Origin of the sequence: Marinobacter sp. ANT_B65 (assembly GCF_002407605.1) — a bacterium.
In the GTDB taxonomy this organism is placed as follows: domain Bacteria; phylum Pseudomonadota; class Gammaproteobacteria; order Pseudomonadales; family Oleiphilaceae; genus Marinobacter.
In genome coordinates this window covers 203,326-225,018 of record NZ_NXGV01000005.1, presented here as the reverse complement: position 1 = coordinate 225,018, position 21,693 = coordinate 203,326, and the positions used below count along the sequence as shown (strand labels likewise).

The window sequence follows — 21,693 nt, the reverse complement described above, 5'->3', positions numbered from 1 at the left end:
GCCACGGACCGTAACGGCGGCGCCGTTTCCGATACCGCCAACGGTACCCTGAGTCCGGTCAATGGCGACCTGTCGGTCGCAATTGATGGTGTTGATGACAGTGCCCAGACGCTGGACCTGTCCGGCACCACCAGTGAAGTGGCTCCGAACACNTCAGTGAGCATCACCATCACCGATGCCGACAACAACGTGGTGACTACCTCNGCNGTGGTTGCCAGCGATGGCTCCTATTCNCTTACCGATATCGACATTTCCGGGCTGGTAGATGGNCAGCTGACGGTTGCGGCATCCGCCACCGATCGCAATGGCAATCCGGTNTCCGACACCGCAACAGATTCACTGGATGCCACCGACGGTGACCTCTCCGTTACCGTGGAGGCTGTNAACAGCAGCGCGGGCACCATCGATCTTTCCGGTACCACCGACGATGTGGCTCCGAACTCACTGGTGAACCTGACCATCACCGACAGCAACGGCGCCAGTGTCAACACCACCGCCACCGTCGGCGCGGATGGCTCTTACTCCGTGTCCGGAACCGATATTTCTACCCTGGCTGACGGCNCCCTGACGGTGACCGCCACGGCCACCGATCGTAACGGCGGCGCCGTTTCCGATACCGCCAACGGTACCCTGAGTCCGGTCAATGGCGACCTGTCGGTCGCAATTGATGGTGTTGATGACAGTGCCCAGACGCTGGACCTGTCCGGCACCACCAGTGAAGTGGCTCCGAACACNTCAGTGAGCATCACCATCACCGATGCCGACAACAACGTGGTGACTACCTCTGCGGTGGTTGCCAGCGATGGCTCCTATTCNCTTACCGATATCGACATTTCCGGGCTGGTAGATGGNCAGCTGACGGTTGCGGCATCCGCCACCGATCGCAATGGCAATCCGGTNTCCGACACCGCAACAGATTCACTGGATGCCACCGACGGTGACCTCTCCGTTACCGTGGAGGCTGTTAACAGCAGCGCGGGCACCATCGATCTTTCCGGTACCACCGACGATGTGGCTCCGAACTCACTGGTGAACCTGACCATCACCGACAGCAACGGCGCCAGTGTCAACACCACCGCCACCGTCGGCGCGGATGGCTCTTACTCCGTGTCCGGAACCGATATTTCTACCCTGGCTGACGGCNCCCTGACGGTGACCGCCACGGCCACCGATCGTAACGGCGGCGCCGTTTCCGATACCGCCAACGGNACNCTGAGTCCGGTCAATGGCGACCTGTCGGTCGCAATTGATGGTGTTGATGACAGTGCCCAGACGCTGGACCTGTCCGGCACCACCAGTGAAGTGGCTCCGAACACNTCAGTGAGCATCACCATCACCGATGCCGACAACAACGTGGTGACTACCTCTGCGGTGGTTGCCAGCGATGGCTCCTATTCTCTTANCGATATCGACATTTCCGGGCTGGTAGATGGCCAGCTGACGGTTGCGGCATCCGCCACCGATCGCAATGGCAATCCGGTATCCGACACCGCAACAGATTCACTGGATGCCACCGACGGTGACCTCTCCGTTACCGTGGAGGCTGTNAACAGCAGCGCGGGCACCATCGATCTTTCCGGTACCACCGACGATGTGGCTCCGAACTCACTGGTGAACCTGACCATCACCGACANCAACGGCGCCAGTGTNAACACCACCGCCACCGTCGGCGCGGATGGCTCTTACTCCGTGTCCGGAACCGATATTTCTACCCTGGCNGACGGCACCCTGACGGTGACCGCCACGGCCACCGATCGTAACGGCGGCGCCGTTTCCGATACCGCCAACGGNACCCTGAGTCCGGTCAATGGCGANCTGTCGGTCGCAATTGATNGTGTTGATGACAGTGCCCAGACGCTGGACCTGTCNGGCACCACCAGTGAAGTGGCTCCGAACACNTCAGTGAGCATCACCATCACCGATGCCGACAACAACGTGGTGACTACCTCNGCNGTGGTTGCCAGCGATGGCTCCTATTCCCTTACCGATATCGACATTTCCGGGCTGGTAGATGGNCAGCTGACGGTTGCGGCATCCGCCACCGATCGCAATGGCAATCCGGTGTCCGACACCGCAACAGATTCACTGGATGCCACCGACGGTGACCTCTCCGTTACCGTGGAGGCTGTTAACAGCAGCGCGGGCACCATCGATCTTTCCGGTACCACCGACGATGTGGCNCCGAACTCNCTGGTGAACCTGACCATCACCGACAGCAACGGCGCCAGTGTCAACACCACCGCCACCGTCGGCGCGGATGGCTCTTACTCCGTGTCCGGAACCGACATTTCTACCCTGGCCGACGGCACCCTGACGGTGACCGCCACGGCCACGGACCGTAACGGCGGCGCCGTTTCCGATACCGCCAACGGCACTCTGGACGCACTTGCTGGCGACCTTGCAGTAACAATTGATGCTATCGATAACGACACTCAGACCATAAACCTGTCTGGAACCACAACAGATGTTGCAGGAGGCAGCATTATTACGCTGACGATTACAGACTCTGATGGCACGTCAACCAGTGTAAATGTGCAGGTAGGCGCAGACGGTTCCTACTCGGTGTCAGATGTTGACACTTCAAGCCTTGCGAATGGTTCAATCTCGGTAGAAGCAACGGGCACCGACCGCAACGGTCAAGACCTTTCTGCTTCAACAACAGGGGTTCTCGATGTCAATATCGATCCAGATGCGGGCGACGACTCCTATGATACAAATGCCACCCAGGGGCTTTTTGGCGAATATTTTGCGTACCAGCAAGGCCCGGATGGCAGTAACCTGAGCAGTATTTCTCAGGTTGAAGCATTCATTGCAGCGACGGAAGCCGACGCAACGTTCTCCGGGACAAACATCAGTTATGGCCCGGTCAGCGGCAATCTTGGAGGTGAAAACAAAATCCAGGACTTCCTTAAGGGCGATGCCGGCTCCCTGTCCGGCGACCCGGTTAACTCTTCTGACGCAATTATCCGGATGACCGGTGAGATGGATCTGGCGCCCGGAACCTACCAGTTCCGCGTTACCGCGGATGACGGTTACCGCATTGTTGTTAATGGCGATACTGTTATTGAAGCAGACAGAAACCAGAGCGCACAAACTGCGACTGGCAGCGAATTCACCTTGACCGGCGAAGGCCCGCACAGCGTAGAGATTGTTTACTGGGACCAGGGTGGAGTGGCTGCACTTGAAGTTGAAATTCGCCCGCAAGGGGGCACATACGAAACCCTCGGCTCGCAGCATGTATCACACAACAGCACTGACACTGCACTGATCATTGATGAAAACCAGACGCTCACGATTGATCCCGCTACCCTGCTGGATAACGACCTGGATGCCAATGGCGACCCACTGGTCATTACAAGCGTACAAGACGCTGTGAACGGCAGTGTATCCCTTGATGCCAGCGGCAACGTCATCTTTACTCCGGATGATTACTACACGGGCGAAGCCACGTTCAGCTACACGATCAGTGATGGCAGGGGAGCTACAGATACCGCAACCGTTACCGTGAATGTGCTTCCGGCCGCTGATTCACCAGTACTTTCGGTCTCCGACACTGCAGCTATTCAGGCCGGTGACACAATTATTTCTACCGGTTCTGACGATCTAGTGGTCGATCCGAGCACCTATGATTCCGGAAACGGTGTGAGTCAAGCCGCACTGGAACGAGAACTCGGTGTAGAAAGCGGCTTCCTGGATGGACGGTTTGACCCCACAGGTCAAAATGCAAACGACCCAGGAACTGTCAATATTGTCGACGGAAAGATCACCGAAGCAACGCAAGCTCTGAACGCAGGAATGGAAATTTCCTGGGACTACACCTTCGTGAATGGTGAAGACCTCAAGTCCGAGGTGGAGAACAGCTTCAACGATATTGTTGCCCTCGTTGTAACAGCACCGAGCGGAGCACAGGAAACCCTGCTTGTCGATTCATCGGAGAACAAATTCCCCAATCAGTCTGTGAACGGAAGCTTTAACTATACAGCCAGTGAATCCGGGGCTTACAAGTTCCAGTGGCTGATACTGAATGGTGGAGACTCCGCTAAAGATTCCTCACTGGAGCTTCTTGCACCAACGCTGAAGGTTCCCGGATTCACCAGCAGTTTCAGCACAATCGTAGCTTTGAGCATCGATGCTGCACTGGCAGACCAGGACGGCTCTGAGACTCTGAGCATTCTGATCGATGGCATGCCGGGCGACGCAGAGCTGACCGCAGGCACCAGGAACCCTGACGGCACCTGGAGTCTCGCCGCGGATGAGCTGGAAGACCTGTTTTTGTTGTCGCCGGAAGGCTTTACCGGTGACATCAGTCTTGATGTCACTGCAACGACAACCGAGACCGCAACCGGTCAGCAGCAGTCCGTGACCGAGTCGCTGACTGTCACCGTTGACCAGACAGATACAACTATCTCAGGAACCGGGCAGGCAGATGTTCTGCAAGGCAGCGCAGCAAACGACCTGATCCGTGGCTACGATGGCGACGACACTCTGAATGGTGGCGCAGGGAACGATTATCTCCTTGCCGGCGCAGGCAATGACTCTCTGACCGGCGGCTCAGGAGCAGACGTGCTGACAGGTGGTGTTGGTGCGGATGTGTTCCGCTGGGAGCTTGGCGACGAGAGTGACAGCGGCATAGCCCGTGATGTTGTGACTGACTTTACGATTGATGCCCAGGATGGTTATACCGGGGCGGGTCAGGGCGATCAGCTGGAGCTAAGCGATCTTCTCCAGGACGCGTCAGCCGAAACCATCACAGACTATATGATGGCGAAAGAAGAAAACGGGGATACCGTCCTTTATCTTAATAAAGACGGTGCACTCAACGATAATGGCGACAATGCCCAACAGTCCATCACCCTGAGCGGCATTACTATGGACGGTCAAAGCTCCGAGCAATTCATCGACTCAATGCTGAACAACGGGCACATCAAAATTGAGTGAATAAACCCGGAACAATCACCGGGGCGGGATTTCACCCGTTTCCGGTGATTGGCCAGCCTGGTCCGTAATGCACAAAACCACGAGGCGATCCCCTGGTTGAATGTCCAGGTGTTCCCGCCTCGGCGGATTCAGGCTCAGGTGCCGACCCGCAGAATCTGGCTGGTTCCGGAAGATTCCTAGAGCTATCTCGCCTTCTCCCGCTAATATCCGTTCCAGCAATTGAAAATCAACACTGGCTGGTAGCGGGTAGTCGTCGGGATCACGAAACTGGATTTCCGCACCACCCGCCGTAAAGAGCTCATCCAATACCAGACGCAATTCCCGCCTCAGGGCCACCTGGGCCAGAATATGGCTGAGAATCATCGGACTGATGAGCATTTCACTCTGATGACCATATAGCAGATGGCGATTGTCCGGATCGCTCAGCTCCATAATCAGCTGCGGGCGCCGGACTGCTCCTGCCAGTATGTCTTCAAGCTGGAGATAGCCGACCATTGTGCGTGCATCAGCCTCTTCACCCGAGGCCAGCCGGTCACTGCCAAGCAACAAGATAGTGTCGTAACTGGCTGGATTGATGCGGCGCAATTCATCCTCAACCATATAGTCCGCCTCTATGTGGCTGTATACCGCGAGAGGTTTAACCGCAGCATAGCGGCTGATCGCCTGCTCACGTTCAGACACAGGTACAACGGACACAATATCCAGTACAGGCTGCCCCGGGCCATAGCTTGCAAACTCAGCCATGAGGCTGGGCACTCTGCGATTCCAGCCAAGCAAAAGAATACGGCGATCTTTCAGCCCGCCTCCATGCACGGAGGGTTTTGCTTCCCCACGGCTTATCTGAGGCAGCACCTGTGCTTTCGGATCAGCATCCGTTTCGGAGTAGTTGCGAGCTAACATCACAATCCTGTCTTCCGCTTCTATGCGGGTTCCGGAGTGTGCCGCCAGGCGCATATCCCACCCTTGCCCCTCACGACGAAGCAGGCCAAGAATGATAACCCCAGGGCGCCCGGCAGCCAGTTCCCCGAGAGACATGCCAGCGACCGTTTCTCCACCCCGCACGTAAATCTCATTGCCTTCACCAGCCGTCAGCAGCTCGTTATAAACTTCAGACAATCCGGGATGCAGCACGTTCTGCACCAACAAACGGCTGATCGTGGCATTGCCGGCAACCACTTCAACCGCACCAGGATAGGCACGCTCAACCACCGGCAATTTGCGGATATCCTGAATTTCAGCGACCACAAAAGGTAAAGGTGCCTGGTAGTACCTTGCCTGAGCTGCAATCGACAACAAGGCTTTAACAGTCTCCACATCGGAGGAAATCAGGCTGCCCGCTTCATAAACAGCACTGGGCACAATCACGGCGGCGGCATCAAGACAGGCGACCCGGTGCAGGGCATCGGGCTGGATGGCAGACCCGGAACGCAGGATGATCTGACGGGCGCGCCGGCCAATACCGGGTTCATTCCGCAGTTCATGTACCTGCTCAGCTGAAGCCTCTTCCGATAACACCACCAGGTTCAGTTTCTGGGTGTCGTGCTTTTCAAGGAACCGTCGCATACGGCCCGACGAACCCAGAAGATCGGAAAGCAGAGGCAATGTCTGGGGCGTCCAGCCCAGCACAACCACGTGTTTTTTCAGGGTAACAGGTGTCAGCCCCCGCTCGAGGTCTGCCATTTTTGCGATCAGCCAGCGGGTCAGGATAGCTACCAGCGTACCCATAAATACCACATACCCGCTGATGGTCAGCAAGGTTGAGACAAAGCGCTGCCAGGTTCCCACGTCGTCGCCCAGATAACCCGGGTCTGTCAGGCGCAGAAAAGCCCACCATACAGCGGACCCGGGGTCGTCAAAATCGCCACCCTGGGGCACCACGAGAAGGCCGCCTACAAGAGAAATCAAACCAATAAAAATGCCCACCACCAGCAACTGGAAACCAGCGCCTTTTACCAATTGCCGTTCAACAATGAACTTCACACGGTCGACAACGCGAAAAGGCAACATGGCGGGCTTTTTCATCAGCTTGATCCGGTGATTTTTGTTGGTGTTGAGCTCTGCTGAGCCATGGATGACAAAGGTAAAGACAGAGCTTCCCTCAGGGATGAGGTAAAGTGTAACACCCCCTCCAGCGGGCCAACCCCACCACGGGCAAGCGTTCGCTGGGGCTGAGACTGCAGATCAGCAATGACAATACAGGTTCCGTCATTCTGGCAGGTAGCGATCAGCTTGTTGAGCGCTGACAGCCCCCCGGCATCCAGTACCGTCACGCCATCCATATAGAGAATAAACCCGTCAACGTTCCGGGACAGCTCAGCAAGCTCACCAAAAATACGGTCTGCTGCGGCAAAAAACAGCGGCCCATTGATTTTGAAAACTCGCCAGCCAGCAGGCAGATTTTCTCCACTGATCCGTTTACCCGTGGTGATATCGGTCACCTTGGTCATTTCTGCCATTTCGCGCATGAACAGCACGGCCGCCAGAAGAACCCCGGTGGTAATGGCGATGACCATATCCAATGCCACGGTCAGGGAGAAGCATGCGAGAAAGACCCATATATCACTTCGCGGCGCAGTTTTAAGCAGATGCACCGCCTTAGGCGCCTCGCTCATATTCCATGCAACCATAATCAGCAGAGCCGCCATGGCCGGCATCGGCAGGTAGGCCAGCACACCGGCCAGAGAGACCAGAGCCAGCAGCACCACGACTGCATGGATCATGGAAGATACTGGCGATTCGGCCCCGGCACGGTAGTTGGCAGCGGAACGCGCAATGGCTGCAGTTGCGGTAATACCCCCGAAAAACGGCGCGATAATGTTACCCAACCCCTGCCCCATCAACTCACTATTGGCGCTGTGGCGTTTTCCCGTCATACCGTCGAGCACTACCGCACAGAGCAGAGATTCGATAGCGCCCAGCATGGCGATAGCGAAAGCCGCCGGCAGGAGCTCGCGCACCATATCCCAGGACAAGCCAATAGCTTCACCACTGGCGTCCGCCTGCTGCCACGGCCAGGCGAATTCTGGCAGGAAAGGAGGAATGCCGGCGCCAGTGCCTCCACCTGGAAGTAGATAGCTGAATCTTGAGCCAATGGTTTCCACCGCGGCGCCGTTTGCATTGAGCAGCAGCGCCAACAGACTACCGATAATGACTGCGGGAAGGTGAGGCGGCACCGGGGTCTTCAGACGAGGCCAGAGCAACATGACCGCAAGTGTCACCGAGGCAACAAGGGCACTCATGGAATCCAGCCCTGGAAAACTCTGAGCAAGCACAGCCAGCTTGTCCCAGTAGTGCTCCGGCATGGACTCTACAGGCAGACCAAAAAAGTCCTTTACCTGCAAAGTTGCGATAACCACCGCAATACCACCGGTAAACCCGAGCGTGACGGATTCTGGTATGTATTCAATAAACCGGCCCAGCCGCATGAGGGCCATGAGAATCAGCAGAACTCCTGACATCAGTGTGGCCAGTAACAGCCCACCAAGGCCGTAGGTCTGGGCAATGGGGTAAAGAATAACGACAAAAGCCGCAGTGGGACCGGAAACACTGAACCGGCTACCACCGGTCAGGGCAATGATAAAGCCGGCAATGAACGCCGTATAAAGACCATACTGGGGTGCAACGCCACTTGCGATAGCCAATGCCATCGCCAGAGGTATTGCAATAATACCCACGGTAACGCCAGCCATGAGATCACGCATAAAGCGGCGGCTGTTGTAGGGCTGGTCAATGCAGGCTTCCCGGAAAGCGTGGGCAAACCGAAGTGAAAAAAGGTGGGCACGATGGGACATACTGGCCTCGAGTCTAAGGGGACATACAGGTAACGAGGCCCCATATCATATATAATTTTGCGATGAAAAAGTTATCAATCACTGCGCTAGTTATACTAATCAGCAGCCTGACGGGATGCTCTGCCATGATCCAGCCCATCGCCAACAGCGCCCCGGCCAGACCTCAGACCCTTTACGAGGCGCGCCTGACAGATGCAGGCAATGGCATTGAACTGAGCGCTGAGGCGCTCGCTCAAAGACTTGCCGGAACCGATGTAGTCATCATTGGTGAGTACCACGGCCACCAGGCGTCCCACTTTCTGCAATCGCAGATTCAGGCCGCCCTCTTCCGAAGACGGCCTTTGCAGGTGCTGTCCATGGAACAGTTCAATCTGGACAACCAGGCTGCGGTTGATGCCTATCTGAATGGCGAGACCGGCGAAACCGAAATGATTGAAGACAGCCATGCCTGGGAAAACTATCGTGCGTCCTATCGCCCTCTGCTGGAGTTTGCACGCCAGCACAGCCTGCCTGTGATCGCTGCAAACGCCCCCGCAGATGTCGTACGCTGCGTCGGTCGCACAGGGCCGGAATATCTGGACAGCCTCGCCCCGGTCGACCGGGCACAGTTACCCGGGAGTCCGTTCATGGACACTCCGGCCTACCGCGAAAAGTTCAATGACGCAATAAACAGCAGCCATGGTGCGGCAGATGAAACCATGCAGAAACGTCTCGACAACACATACAAGGCCCAGTTGCTCCGGGACAACACCATGGCAAGTCGTATACTGGCCGCCCATAATGCCTACCCGGGGCATCAGGTGATTCACACCACCGGCACTTTCCACAGCGAAGAACATCTCGGAACCGTTGCGTTGCTCCAGCAACGGGCGCCGGAGATTTCGATTGCGGTCATTTCACCGGTAGTATGGCCCGCGGACGTAGAAAAGGCCCCGTTGCATGAAAACCGTAACAAAGGCGATTTTCTCTACTTCATCCAGGCCTTGCCGGAAGAATTCCTTGATGACGATCGCGAGCGCAAAGCGATGTCTGCAAGGTTCCGGCGCCCCATTCAAGAGACTTGCAAGGGAGATACTCCATGAAGGTTATTGCTGCCCTTATTCTGGGTATCAGCGCTATCGTCTCTGCCTCACTGATCAGCGACGGCCTGACAGATCTGCGAACCGGTGACCGCTATGTAACGGTGAAAGGTGTGGCAGAACGGGAAGTGACCGCCGACCTTGCCCTGTGGCCAATCCGCTTTGTGGCAACCGGTTCCAGCCTCAGCGACGCCCAGGAAAAAGCCCGAAGCAGCCGCAACGCCATCATGGCGTTCCTGAAGCTGCAGGCTATAAACGACAGCGCCGTGGAACTTCAGAGACTGGATGTAACGGATACTCGCGCCAATCCTTACCAAGACAATAACAACGAACAGAAGTTTATTATCAGCCAGACTCTGATGGTACGCAGCGAGGATATAGAAAAGATCCGCCAGGCTGCCCAGGGTGTAAGCGAACTGGTCGATTCCGGCGTGGTACTTTCATCCGACTACGGCCCGAGCGGCCCGACTTACCTGTTTAACGGGCTGAATGACATCAAACCCGACATGATTGCGGAAGCCACGGCTTCCGCCCGTGAAGCCGCCAGCCAGTTTGCGGAGGATGCGAAAACCGAACTGGGCGACCTGCGCCGTGCCAATCAGGGTGTATTCCAGATACTCGCCCGGGATCAGGCCCCCGGGGTATCCGAGCAACAACACCCCGTAAAGACTGTAAGAGTGGTCTCAACCGTCGAATACTATCTGCGGTAATACAATCTGAAGCAGCATAGCCTCACTGAGTCTGGACCATCTCGTCGGTTACCTGATACTCACCCCGCAGCCAGCGTATAATTTCGCTGGCTGCGGGGTGATCATAAGCACCATAGGTATGTATCAGGCTTTGGCGTTTTTCCTCGCTGATGCGCTCGAGACCGGCGTCCTGTAACACCAGAAGATCGGCATGAAGCTGGTCCGCGAGCTCTCTCCCGAGAACCTCCTTCGCTGCATGGCCAAATGCCTGCCCGTACTGATATTCTGTGCCCTGACGGTAAGACTCAGCCAGTGTTATGGCGGGAATCGTGGTCAGCACTGATTGCAGTGCAGGGTTGACCCCGTGCCCGGCAAGGTATGCGCCGTTAGCCGCAGAGCGCCCGGTAAACGCCCTGAGGTGAAGGTGCCGGGACATGCGATCACCATCATTCACCGGATAGTTGTCCCAAAGCACCGGCTTACGCCCGAGACGTTCACTCACACGTTTCAGGTGGCCAGGAGAAATCTCACGGGAGCATACCTCTTCGCCCGTCCAGAACACATGGATTTCACGATTCAACAGGCGCCCGAGGGTTTCCAGATAAGCAGTCGGGCGCTCACCAAACACCCGGTCCAGTACCGGATCATCAGAATAGTAGCTGGGGCATACTGAAAGATGCCGGGCCTGTGTTCGCTCGCGAACCCAGTGCATGATATCCACCTGGGTTTCCGCAAGGTCCGGAGTATCAGCGTGCATATCATCAAACAGGATAGCCAGCTCATCAATACCTGTGCGATCAAGCATCTCAAGCTTCGCAGCAAGTGCAGCACGGGCCGTATCATCAAAACAGTTGAAAATTTCGTATGGGCTCAGGCCGACACCGAACCGAACCCCTTGTGCTCGGCAAAACCGGCCAAACTCTGACAGCTCGGCTGCCATTTCCTGAGGATGCGGTTCCTGCCAGCGCCGGCGCAGAAACGCGTCAGCTTTGGGCGCGTAGAGATAAAAGCCATAACCGTGCGGAGCCAGTGTGCGCACAAGTTGTTTTCGCTCCTGCCAACTCCATACCGGCCCGTAGAAGCCTTCGATAATCCCCAGCGTCGTGCTCATGGCGCTCTCCCTGTAGCAGCCTGTGTATTACCACATGGTATACCTGCGGCAAGCGAATGGTATATCCCGTCCGTATGCCCGCCTGTCAAAGCAGGCTACTATTAGTGAAATTTTAACGGAAACGGCTATGAACCCTTCCCAGGCAAGGCTGGGCAGTCTTGATGCATTGCGAGGCCTCGCTGCTCTCGGGGTCGTGCTTTTTCATTACCTGCCCTATTACGACAAACTTTTCGGCCATTCATTCGAACTGCCACAACTACTGACAGACACTTTGATGTTTGGCCGCTACGGCGTACATCTGTTTTTCATTCTCAGTGGTTTTGTTATTTTCATGACCCTTGAGCGCACCCGCAATGCCACCTGGTTCGGGCTGGCCAGAGGGGTACGGCTGCTTCCAGCACTCTGGACCGGCATTGTTCTTACCTTTATATCAGTGCACCTTCTCGGCCCCGAAAGCCGTGCTGTCAGCCTCGAAACAGCCTTTCTCAACGCCACTCTGCTGCATGAGTATCTGGGCGCTGAACACGTGGATGGAGCCTACTGGAGTCTGGTAATAGAGGTAACTTTTTACGCATGGATGGCACTGCTGTTCTACACCCTGCGCGACTGGTCACGTCTGCGGCTGGCGTTCTGGGCCTGGATGCTGGTGAGCTATGCAGGCGTCGTCTGGTGGAAGCAGATACCCGAAGGCCTGGAGTTTCTGGTCAAGGATCTGATGTTTGTGAAATACGCCCCTTTGTTTATGGGCGGCATGCTGATCTACCGGATTTACCGGTACGGCCGTCCCGCAGCCGCAGATGCAGTACTCCTGGCGCTGGCCGTGTGCCATGGTCTGCTGGCTTACAAACTGCCCTACAGTCTTTTTGTACTGGGCTGCTTTACCGTGTTTTCCCTGGCCGTGGCCGGCCGGCTGAACATACTGGCCAATCAGCCAATGCTCTGGCTGGGCAGACTTTCCTACAGCCTTTACCTTGTACATCAGAATATCGGCTACGGCATCATCACATGGAGCTACAATGCAGGATTGCCAGGCTGGCTTGGTGTCTGCCTTGCACTGGGAATGGCTCTGCTTCTCGCCTCCGGGATTCACTACAGTATCGAACAGCCGGCCTTGCGACGTTTCCGGGCCTGGCGTAGCGGTACAGAAACAGCGCAACCCGTAAGAGCAACAGCCAAGGCAATCGACTAGACTGATGCCTGACTGTTTATCTGAATAAAAATCTCATTCAAGGAGCCAGGAAATGGAGATAAAAACCTTTGGAGATCTGATCGACTGGACCCGCCAGTTGCATGCACATCTCGCAGAGTGTCTGCACGAATCCGCAGAAAAACACGACAATGAGCGTGCCAGTGCGCTGCTGGACTACATTGCGCGCCACGAGTCACTGTTAGCAAAAACCGTAGCTGAGTTTGAAAAACAGGCCGACCCCAAAGCTTTACAGACTCACCTTTACGATTATCTGAATCATAAACCATTCAAACCCGGCCAGGCTTGCGATACGAGATTTGCAAAGCTTGATTTTGACGACATAGCCCGGGAAATTTTCGCGTTCCATGATCAGATTATGGATCTCTATGATTCCTTGATCGGCAAGGCAGAAATCGAGGAAGCCAAAACCCTCCTGGAAGAGCTGCTGGCGCTTGAAAAACACGAGGCTATGCAGATGTCCAGCCAGATTGGCAGGATGAACGACATCTGACGCGAACTACGACCTATGTCGTATTCGAAGCGATTTTTCATTTCGCTGGATCACAATACTTGTTAACGTAAACCTGTTATCAGGCTTCCTCAAGAAAGCCGGGCTCGATCCACAAAAATGACAAAAGGACACATGAGCAATGAAGATCCGTTCTGTTTTCTCCGCGGCGGTACTCGCTGTGGCAGCGACTTTCGCCTCAGCACAGGCACTGGCTCAAGACACGTTTACTCTGAAGATGGCAGAGACATGGGGGCCGAACTTCCCGATCTTTGGGGACACCACCAAGAATTTCGCCAAATCCGTCGAGAAAATGTCTAATGGGCGCCTGAAAATCCGGATAGATTCTGCCAACAAACACAAAGCTCCCCTGGGCGTGTTTGATATGGTCAAGGCTGGTCAGTACGACATGGGCCACTCCGCTTCTTATTACTGGAAAGGCAAGGTTCCCGAAACCCTGTTCTTCACCAGCATGCCATTCGGCATGAATGCCATGGAACAATATGCCTGGTTTTACCACGGCGGCGGCATGGAACTGATGCAGGAAGTTTATGCGCCCCACAACATGCTCTCGTTTCCCGGCGGCAACACCGGCGTTCAGATGGGTGGATGGTTCCGCGAAGAAATCAAATCCCTGGATGACCTGAAAGGTCTGAAAATGCGCATTCCCGGGTTCGCCGGTGAAGTCTTTGCAGAAGTAGGCGTCAATCCGACCAACATTGCACCGGGCGAGTTGTATACAGCGCTTGAGCGCAACACCATTGATGCCGTTGAGTGGGTAGGTCCGGCTCTGGATCTGCGCCTTGGCTTCCAGCAGATTGCTGATTATTACTACACAGGATGGCACGAGCCAGCAACAGAACTTCAGTTCCTGGTAAACAAGAAAGTCTGGGAAAAGCTGCCGGCCGACCTGCAGGAAATTATGCGTGTAGCCATGCGCACCGCTTCCTACGACATGCTGGTACTCTCACAGCACGCCAACGCGGAAGCCTGGGCTAACATCAAGAAAGATTATCCGAACGTGCAGATCAAGCAGTTCCCGCAGGATATCTTCCAGGCCATGTACGACGCCAACAAAAAACTCCTGAAGGAAGCTGCCGACAGCAACGAGCAGGCAGCCCGGATTATCAAATCCCAACAGGAATACCTGGAGCAGAGCCGCGCTTACACCGATATTTCTGAGCGCGCATACCTAAACACTATGGGCACAATCGAGTAAGATACAGGCTGTAATGGGGCCGGGTTCGCTCTGATCGTGATCCCGGCTTTGTTGTTTATAGCAATAGTGAAAATGCCAGGCGGTCTGGCAGAGGATTGTGAATGCAGTGGATTATAAAGCTGGATGAGGGCCTTGCCCGCTTGTCCTATCTCTGCGGCTGGGTAGCCTGTGTCGCGATGCTGCTGATGGCCGGCAACGTCTTTTATGACGTCGTCTCCCGTTACGCTTTCAACGAAGTATCCATCGGCATGCAGGAAATGGAATGGCACCTGTATTCGGTGGTGTTTCTGCTCGGTATACCTTACGCACTCCGCACGGATGGTCATGTGCGGGTCGATGTGTTTTATGCCCGCTGGGGAAACAAAGCAAAAGCGTGGATAAATCTGGCCGGAGCCTTGCTGTTTGTGGTGCCATTTGCCTACCTTATCGGCATATACGGCTACGATTTTGCGCTCGACTCCTACAGCATGGGAGAAGGTAGCGGCGATCCGGGAGGCCTGCCCCAACGCTGGATCATCAAATCCATCATTCCGCTCACCGCATTTTTTATCGCCATCGCCGGCCTCAATATGGCTACTTTTGCCTTGCGCGTAATGTCTGGTGAAAAACAGTACGAAGGTGAGCATAGCGGGGGGGGACTCGCATGATCGGCATGATTATGTTCCTGGTTGCCCTCTTCATGCTGATGCTGGGCTTCCCTGTTGCTTTCACATTTGGCGGCGTAGCCTTGTTTTTTGGCGTTTTTGCCGAAGGCATGGATCTGTTTGCCTTTATGCCTTACCGCATCATGAGCGTTATGCAGAATACCGTTCTGATGGCTGTTCCCCTGTTTATCTTTATGGGGGTTATTCTCCAGCGCACGCGTCTGGCCGAGCAGTTGCTGACATCCATGGGGCGCTTGTTTGGCGGCCTGCCTGGCGGTCTGGCCATTTCCACCATTCTGGTGGGCGCTCTGCTCGCAGCCTCCACAGGTGTTGTGGGTGCAAGCGTGGTAGCAATGGGCCTGATTTCCCTGCCTGTCATGCTCGCTCACAAGTATGACAAGCGTCTGGCAACAGGCACTATCTGCGCAGCGGGCACCCTGGGGCAGATTGTTCCACCATCCATTATCCTGATTATTCTGGGTGATGTTCTGGGGCTCCCGGTAGGCGATCTGTTCAAAGCAGCCGTAGGGCCCGGAGTGGTTCTTATCGGGCTCTATATCATCTATATCCTGGTCATGACCCGCTTCAAACCCGAGACAGCACCGGCCATGCCGGAAGACCCCAGCATTTCCCGCAAAAAGGAAATAGTGAACGCGTTATTTGCGATCATTCCACCGCTGGCGCTGATTGTCATTGTACTTGGTTCGATTTTCACCGGCATTGCGACACCTACAGAATCCTCTGCGCTGGGTGGCATTGGTGCAATCGTTCTGGCCATTATCTATCGTCAGTTCTCATTCCAGATGGTTTGGGATGCGTCGAAAGATACGGTCAAAGTAACCGCCATGGTGTTCGCAATCCTGATCGGCGCGACTGCTTTCTCGATGGTCTTCAGCTATACCGGCGGCGACTACCTGCTGGAAGAATGGATGCTGCAACTGCCGGGCGAAAAATGGGGGTTCATCATCCTCGCCATGCTGGTCATTCTGGTACTGGGATTTTTCATCGATTTTGTGGAAATTTCCTTTATCATCGTGCCAATTCTGGCTCCGGTTGCCGAAGCTCTGGGCATCAATATGCTCTGGTTTGCCATTCTTATCGCAATGAACCTGCAAACCAGCTTCCTGACGCCTCCCTTCGGGTTCTCTCTGTTCTACCTCAAAGGCGTCGCACCACCGCAAGTACGCACGATCGACATCTATAAAGGAGTCTTGCCGTTTATTCTCCTGCAGATGCTGGTACTGGCGCTTATAGTGATTTTCCCCGAGTGGTTCGGTATGAGCTCTTCATACTGATCTGTCATGCAGCCGGGCCATCCGGCCCGGCTGCAGCTTTTCCTTTCCCCTCTCTATCACTCTTTTCCCGAAACGCTGTCAATTCCTGACGGGGCCCAAATTCAGGCCACATAACCCGGTGCCTTTTTCCAGATACAAAAAAGGCGACCAAAAGGCCGCCATAAAACAAGTTTCAGAGATCAGTGCCCCAGATAACTACGATACATCCAGACTGTTTTTTCCTGCTGGGAAATGTAATCGCTCATCAGCGCCGCAGTACCCTCATCCTCTGCATCCCCCGCCAGGCTCAGCAGCTCTCGCTGCTTGCCTATAAGCGTTGCAAAGCTATCGAGAATATTCTCCATGGCCTGTTTGCCATCACAGACGTCTCTCTGCTCCGATACTTCTGAACGCTCAATGTAGGTGCTGTAGGAGTGCGCCGGGCGATGCCCCAGCGTGAGCACCCGCTCAGCAACCTCATCAACCTTGAGCAGGAGATCGTTGTACAATTCTTCAAACTTCAAATGAAGTTCAAAAAAATTATCGCCTTTGATATTCCAGTGATAACCACGAACGTTCATGTAAAAAATCTGATAGTTGGAAAGCAGATCGTTAAGAGAGTCGGCCAGCTTTACCGTTTTTTCCGTATCCAGACCAATAAAGTTCTTACCCATTTCATGCCTCCTTCGTGGCGCTTAAAACAAGACTGGAAATACTCTAGCCCAGCCTCAATATATTCGTGAAGTTTAGTTCTCCAATGCCCGTGATAGCCCGGGCCAATACCTCATCCTGCAGACTTTCAGGAGCAGTACTTACACCCCTGGACCGCAGTCACTGCAGCCCTCTTCGGGAACCGGGCCTATATCAAGGTTACGGTTCAGATGCTTAAGAGCTGTTCGCAGGCCTTCCTCAATCACCGGGTGGTAAAACGGCATTTCCAGCATTTCACTGACCGTTAACCGGCGCTGTGCGGACCAGGCTAACAGGTGGGCAATGTGCTCAGCGGCAGGGCCAAACATCTCTGCTCCCATAAACATTCCACTGCCGTGCTCACCGTATACTCTGAGTAACCCTCTGTTTTTACCAATCACCCGGCTTCGGCCCTGGTCTTCAAATGACACTTCACCTACAGCGAAGCGACCCGCACACCGCCTATCCACTTCATCAATTGTAAGCCCTACTGAAGCAATCTGGGGGTCAGTAAACACGACTGCAAGGGGTGTACGTCTCAGACCTGCCCGGACGTCCGGGTAAGACGCGGCGTTATTGCCTGCAATCCGGCCCTCGTCGGCAGCTTCGTGCAGGAGAGGCAATGCGTTGTTGGCATCACCGCAAATAAAGATATGGCTCTGGCCACAGCGAAGCGTGTGCGGATCAAACACCGGCAGACCTTTCTCATCCAGCTCAATATCCGCATTCTGAATATCCAGGCTGTCGACATTGGGCCGGCGCCCGGTGGCTGCGAGCAGGTATTCAAATGTTTCTGTTTTTTCACTGTCGACGCCATCGAGGAACGTGACAGCCACCCCACCATCAACCCGCTCGACGCGCTTCACATCACTATCTGGGTCAAGTGGAAACTCTTCATTGAAACATTCGAGCGCATACTTACGAATACTCTCATCGCGAATCGGCCCTACGGCACCACCCACTCCGAACATTCTTACGCGAACACCAAGCCTGCTGAGCGCCTGACCCAGCTCAAGCCCGATCACACCCGGCCCGAAAACAACAACCGACTCCGGCAGATCCTGCCATTCAAAAATATCGTCATTGAGCACAAGGCGGTCTTTCGCTTCTTTCAAAAAACCTGGAATGTTGGGCCGGGAGCCTGTGGCAATGATAATCCGTTGTGCATGAATCTCGGTTTCATTGCCAACGATCAGGCGGTTAGGCCCGGCGAAGCGCGCATTTCCCTTGATGCGATGTTCTTCGGGGAACTTCTCTACCGAACGGACCACTGAGTCGACAAAGCGGTCACGCTCTGAGCGCACCCGTTCCATCACGCGTTTTCCATCCACTGTGATATCGCCGGCAGAAATTCCGAACAGCTTTCCCCTGGACATTCCATAAGCGCTGTCCGCAGCGGCAATCAGCAACTTGCTTGGCATACAGCCTACTCTGGCACAGGTAGTCCCGTACTCGCCGCTTTCTATCAGCACTACTTTGTCTGTGACCTTTCGCACTCTCTGGTAGGCCACCATTCCGGCAGTTCCTGCGCCAATAATAGCTACATCCACTTCACGCTTTTCCATAGAACAGCCTCCAGACCGGGATTCCCAAAAGCCGGGAACCTAGATGAAAATCCAATAATATGTACGTTAGTATAGGAGCCTTTATCCGTAACCCCGATTTTGGGCGCCTGGACCTCGCGCAATCATGATCTGGCGCAATTCTGAATTAGAGAGACCATTGCATATGAACAGTTACTGGCCGGAATTTCTCACTGTGGCCCTGATACATTGGCTGGCCGTAGCCAGTCCGGGGCCTGATTTTGCAGTGATGATCCGACAGGCACTGTTTCAGAGCCGGAAAAACGCATTGTTCACTTCAGCCGGTATCGCTGCGGGCATTCTGGTGCACGTGAGCTACTCACTGCTCGGTATTGGCCTGATCATCCAGCAGTCTATCCTGCTGTTTACCATACTCAAGATTGCCGGTGCGCTGTACCTCACCTGGATTGCGATACATTGCCTGAAATCCCAGGCAGGTGGAATTCATGTAGCAGCCGAAGCAGCGGCTCCGCAATCCGGCGTTGCTGCCCTGCGCCTGGGTTTTCTGACCAACGCTCTCAACCCGAAAGCAACTTTGTTCTTCGTTTCACTGTTTTCAGTTGTCATCAGCCCGGGAACTCCCGTGGCCATTCAGGCCGGCTACGGTATTTACATGGCACTGGCGACAGGGGTCTGGTTTACCCTGGTTGCCGTCTTCTTCACGTTGCCAGCTGTGCGCAAGGGATTCAACCGCTTCGGCCACTGGCTTGACCGGTTGATGGGAGGTATTCTGCTGCTGTTGGCAGGCCAGCTCCTGCTCTCTACAGTGAGCGGAGCAGAGCTTCCGTCTGGTCCCAGCACAGACACGGATCGGTGATCGAACAACCGTAACGCAGATCATCGCCGTCATCCTGCCGCCCGGCCTCCAGAAAGCTCTCCAGCATCAGCCCGCGAATACTGGTGTTACCTTCCCGTCTCTGGCGCATCACTTCACGGGCAACATCGATCTGTCGCTCGGCCTGTTTGCAGGCATTGTCATGACTGCAGTCCACCATGATCGCAGCGCAAAGGCCTGCAGCAGAAAGAGCTTGCGCAGCATGCTGAATACTGCCTTCATCATAATTGGTAATACCCCGGCCGCCACGCAGCACCAGATGGGTATCCGGATTGCCCCGGGTGCTGACCATGACTGGCGCACCATTCGCAGAAACGCCCAGGTGGTGGTGCGGGTGGGCTCCCGACTTCATGGCATTGATAGCAACATTGATTCCGCCATCAGTGCCGTTTTTGAATCCGGCAGGCATAGGCAAACCACTGACCATCTCACGGTGAATCTGGGATTCAGTGGTACGGGCTCCGATAGCGGTCCAGCTCACCAGATCGCCGAGGTAGTCCATTGCAAAAGGGCTCAAAGCTTCGGTTGCCAACGGCAAGCCCATCTCAGCCAGATTCAGAAGCAGGCGGCGTGAACGCAGCAAGCCCTCGTTAAGGTCACCAGAGCCTGTACGCTCAGGGTCGTACAGCAAGCCCTTCCAGCCAACGGTTGTTCTCGGTTTTTCCAGGTATGCACGCATAACAATAAGTAAGCGATCACTAACCGTATCAGCCAGAGCTTTAAGCTTTTCTCCATACTCCAGCGCGGCAACTTCATCGTGAATCGAGCAGGGCCCGACCACAACCAGAATACGCTCATCTTCGCCGTGCAGAAGGTTCCGGATCTCCTGCCGGTGCTTTGCCACCTGTAGTGCAAGCCGATCCTCAACCGGCAAACGCTCCCGCAATTCGGCTGGCGTCGGCAGCGCTGTTTCCTGCCGGTGAGTCGAGCCGGCGCTCAGCACCTGGCACTCTCCGGAAGTGTTCAAAGGCATGTTCATATCAGTGTTCCCATTTCCCTGCGTCAGAATCAAAAAAGCCCCGGCTGGGCTACCAGTCGGGGCTTTCTGAGTCCGACGGCAGCCTGGTTTTTCGCCGGGCTGCCATCCTCGTTGTTCGTTTTTTGAAGATGTTACGGGCGGCCCTGGCGCTGGCTAAAATAAAAGCCATAACCAAACCACCAGAAAAACACAGCAGCGACTGCCGCCAGCGGCTTTTGGCCGAAAGCTTGCAGAACATTCAATTGACAGATCGCTTGTGTCGTCTTCATGCTTACTAATATATACCCCGGGTTTTCAACTTGGCAACCCGTAACCGGGCTTTTTAGCAGATCAATACCAGAAAAACCGGACTTTCAGAGACAATGGGAACCAGCAATGACATTAAATCTGCGGAATTACACCTTCCTGTTCTTTTTTATACTCATGCTCGCACTCATCTCCGGAACTGGTTCAGCACATGCTGACTCCCGAGCCTGGCAGCTCAATAACAGGGCTGGCGAGGATGTGGCCAGTCAGGTGCGGGAGCTTTATCACGGCGAGCCCGTATCTGTCACCGCCAGCGGGCAGCAGCTCGTTGTTCGTGGCGACCAGCAATTGCTGGACGAAATCGGCATGTTAATCGAAACCCTGGACGTTGCCCCGGTACAGGTCAGGATAACCGTGCGGTCCCAGGAGGATATCGGCGGCAAACGCTCTGGCGGCGGAGTCACAACAACACGAAACGGGGCTGGTGTAGTGGTTGAGCACAGAGTTACAAGCACCGGTGGCTCGCGGGAACGAAGCCTGATGGTTATGGACGGACAGTCAGCTCATATCACGTCTGGCCAGGTACGGACTCTGCCCTTCGCCGTGCAGGGAGGAAGAAACCCGGCGGCTATCTTCGAGCAAGTAGAGACGCGCAGTGGATTTGTTGTCAGCCCACAGGTAATTTCAGATCGTGCAATAGAACTGAACATTATGTCTTTTGAGGCTGACCCCGCCGAACTGGATGGCTATGAAACCCAGGCTTTAGTGACAATCCGCAGAGTGGAACCCGGCCAATGGGTGTCTTTGGGCAGCACTTCGACCGAGTCTACCCACAAACAATCGGGCATTGCCTACAGTGTAAAGAGCAGCCGGTCAGACAACCGGAGCTTTGAAGTGAAAGTCGACATTGTTCACTGA

At 55.1% G+C, this 21,693-nt stretch carries 17 protein-coding genes; 10 read left to right on the top strand and 7 right to left on the bottom strand.

Annotated elements, in window-relative coordinates:
- Window positions 1-4,938, top strand: a 4,938-nt coding sequence (locus tag CPA50_RS18415) for a beta strand repeat-containing protein (RefSeq protein ID WP_096784002.1), incomplete at its 5' end; no start/stop codon positions are given.
- Between the two features lie 15 nt (window positions 4,939-4,953).
- Here the strand turns inward: CPA50_RS18415 and CPA50_RS18410 are convergent.
- Both CPA50_RS18410 and dauA read right to left on the bottom strand, forming a co-directional pair.
- A complete protein-coding gene (locus tag CPA50_RS18410; protein ID WP_096784017.1) occupies window positions 4,954-6,945 on the bottom strand; it encodes a CASTOR/POLLUX-related putative ion channel in 1,992 nt (663 codons plus the stop codon).
- A 14-nt stretch (window positions 6,946-6,959) separates the two neighbouring features.
- Window positions 6,960-8,729: a C4-dicarboxylic acid transporter DauA gene (gene dauA, locus CPA50_RS18405; protein WP_096784001.1), complete on the bottom strand. Its 1,770-nt coding sequence runs from the start codon at window positions 8,727-8,729 to the stop codon at window positions 6,960-6,962.
- 125 nt (window positions 8,730-8,854) lie between these two features.
- Between dauA and CPA50_RS18400 the strand changes: the two genes are divergently transcribed.
- Together CPA50_RS18400 and CPA50_RS18395 are read left to right on the top strand one after the other, a co-directional pair.
- Complete coding sequence (locus tag CPA50_RS18400; protein ID WP_096784000.1) at window positions 8,855-9,811, top strand: ChaN family lipoprotein; 957 nt, start codon at window positions 8,855-8,857, stop codon at window positions 9,809-9,811.
- Complete coding sequence (locus CPA50_RS18395; protein WP_096783999.1) at window positions 9,808-10,518, top strand: SIMPL domain-containing protein; 711 nt, start codon at window positions 9,808-9,810, stop codon at window positions 10,516-10,518. The genes CPA50_RS18400 and CPA50_RS18395 overlap by 4 nt, the downstream gene beginning before the upstream one ends.
- Window positions 10,519-10,540: 22 nt before the next feature.
- Here CPA50_RS18395 and CPA50_RS18390 read toward each other — a convergent pair whose 3' ends face one another.
- Window positions 10,541-11,608, bottom strand: coding sequence for a beta-N-acetylglucosaminidase domain-containing protein (locus CPA50_RS18390; protein WP_096783998.1), 1,068 nt, complete (start codon window positions 11,606-11,608; stop codon window positions 10,541-10,543).
- A gap of 127 nt (window positions 11,609-11,735) precedes the next feature.
- On the opposite strand from CPA50_RS18390, the gene CPA50_RS18385 reads away from it, so the two are divergent.
- From CPA50_RS18385 to CPA50_RS18365, 5 genes are all read left to right on the top strand, one after another.
- Entirely contained in the window at window positions 11,736-12,797 is a 1,062-nt protein-coding gene (locus CPA50_RS18385; RefSeq protein ID WP_096783997.1) for an acyltransferase family protein, read from the top strand.
- 52 nt (window positions 12,798-12,849) lie between these two features.
- On the top strand, window positions 12,850-13,308 hold the full coding sequence (locus CPA50_RS18380; protein WP_096783996.1) for an ATPase: 459 nt from the start codon (window positions 12,850-12,852) through the stop codon (window positions 13,306-13,308).
- A 139-nt stretch (window positions 13,309-13,447) separates the two neighbouring features.
- Window positions 13,448-14,524 carry a TRAP transporter substrate-binding protein gene (locus CPA50_RS18375; protein WP_096783995.1) on the top strand — a complete coding sequence of 359 codons (1,077 nt, stop codon included), beginning with the start codon at window positions 13,448-13,450 and terminating at the stop codon, window positions 14,522-14,524.
- A 101-nt stretch (window positions 14,525-14,625) separates the two neighbouring features.
- Window positions 14,626-15,171 carry a TRAP transporter small permease subunit gene (locus CPA50_RS18370; protein WP_096783994.1) on the top strand — a complete coding sequence of 182 codons (546 nt, stop codon included), beginning with the start codon at window positions 14,626-14,628 and terminating at the stop codon, window positions 15,169-15,171.
- Window positions 15,168-16,463 (top strand): TRAP transporter large permease, encoded by a 1,296-nt coding sequence (locus CPA50_RS18365; protein WP_096783993.1) that lies wholly within the window; start codon window positions 15,168-15,170, stop codon window positions 16,461-16,463. Before CPA50_RS18370 ends, CPA50_RS18365 begins: the two co-directional genes overlap by 4 nt.
- Window positions 16,464-16,642: 179 nt before the next feature.
- Here the strand turns inward: CPA50_RS18365 and CPA50_RS18360 are convergent, their stop codons facing one another.
- Together CPA50_RS18360 and CPA50_RS18355 are read right to left on the bottom strand one after the other, a co-directional pair.
- Complete coding sequence (locus CPA50_RS18360; RefSeq protein WP_096783992.1) at window positions 16,643-17,116, bottom strand: Dps family protein; 474 nt, start codon at window positions 17,114-17,116, stop codon at window positions 16,643-16,645.
- A 138-nt stretch (window positions 17,117-17,254) separates the two neighbouring features.
- The gene (locus tag CPA50_RS18355) at window positions 17,255-18,697 is read right to left on the bottom strand and encodes a dihydrolipoyl dehydrogenase (RefSeq protein ID WP_096783991.1); all 1,443 of its coding nucleotides are present in this window, start codon (window positions 18,695-18,697) and stop codon (window positions 17,255-17,257) included.
- 163 nt (window positions 18,698-18,860) lie between these two features.
- On the opposite strand from CPA50_RS18355, the gene CPA50_RS18350 reads away from it, so the two are divergent.
- Window positions 18,861-19,532 (top strand): LysE family transporter, encoded by a 672-nt coding sequence (locus tag CPA50_RS18350; protein ID WP_096783990.1) that lies wholly within the window; start codon window positions 18,861-18,863, stop codon window positions 19,530-19,532.
- Here CPA50_RS18350 and CPA50_RS18345 read toward each other — a convergent pair.
- Window positions 19,477-20,529, bottom strand: coding sequence for a 3-deoxy-7-phosphoheptulonate synthase (locus CPA50_RS18345; protein ID WP_096784016.1), 1,053 nt, complete (start codon window positions 20,527-20,529; stop codon window positions 19,477-19,479). The genes CPA50_RS18350 and CPA50_RS18345 overlap by 56 nt on opposite strands.
- A 131-nt stretch (window positions 20,530-20,660) precedes the next feature.
- On the bottom strand, window positions 20,661-20,798 hold the full coding sequence (locus CPA50_RS19500) for a hypothetical protein (RefSeq protein WP_179397263.1): 138 nt from the start codon (window positions 20,796-20,798) through the stop codon (window positions 20,661-20,663).
- Window positions 20,799-20,904: 106 nt separating this feature from the next.
- On the opposite strand from CPA50_RS19500, the gene CPA50_RS18335 reads away from it, so the two are divergent.
- Entirely contained in the window at window positions 20,905-21,693 is a 789-nt protein-coding gene (locus CPA50_RS18335) for a secretin (protein ID WP_096783988.1), read from the top strand.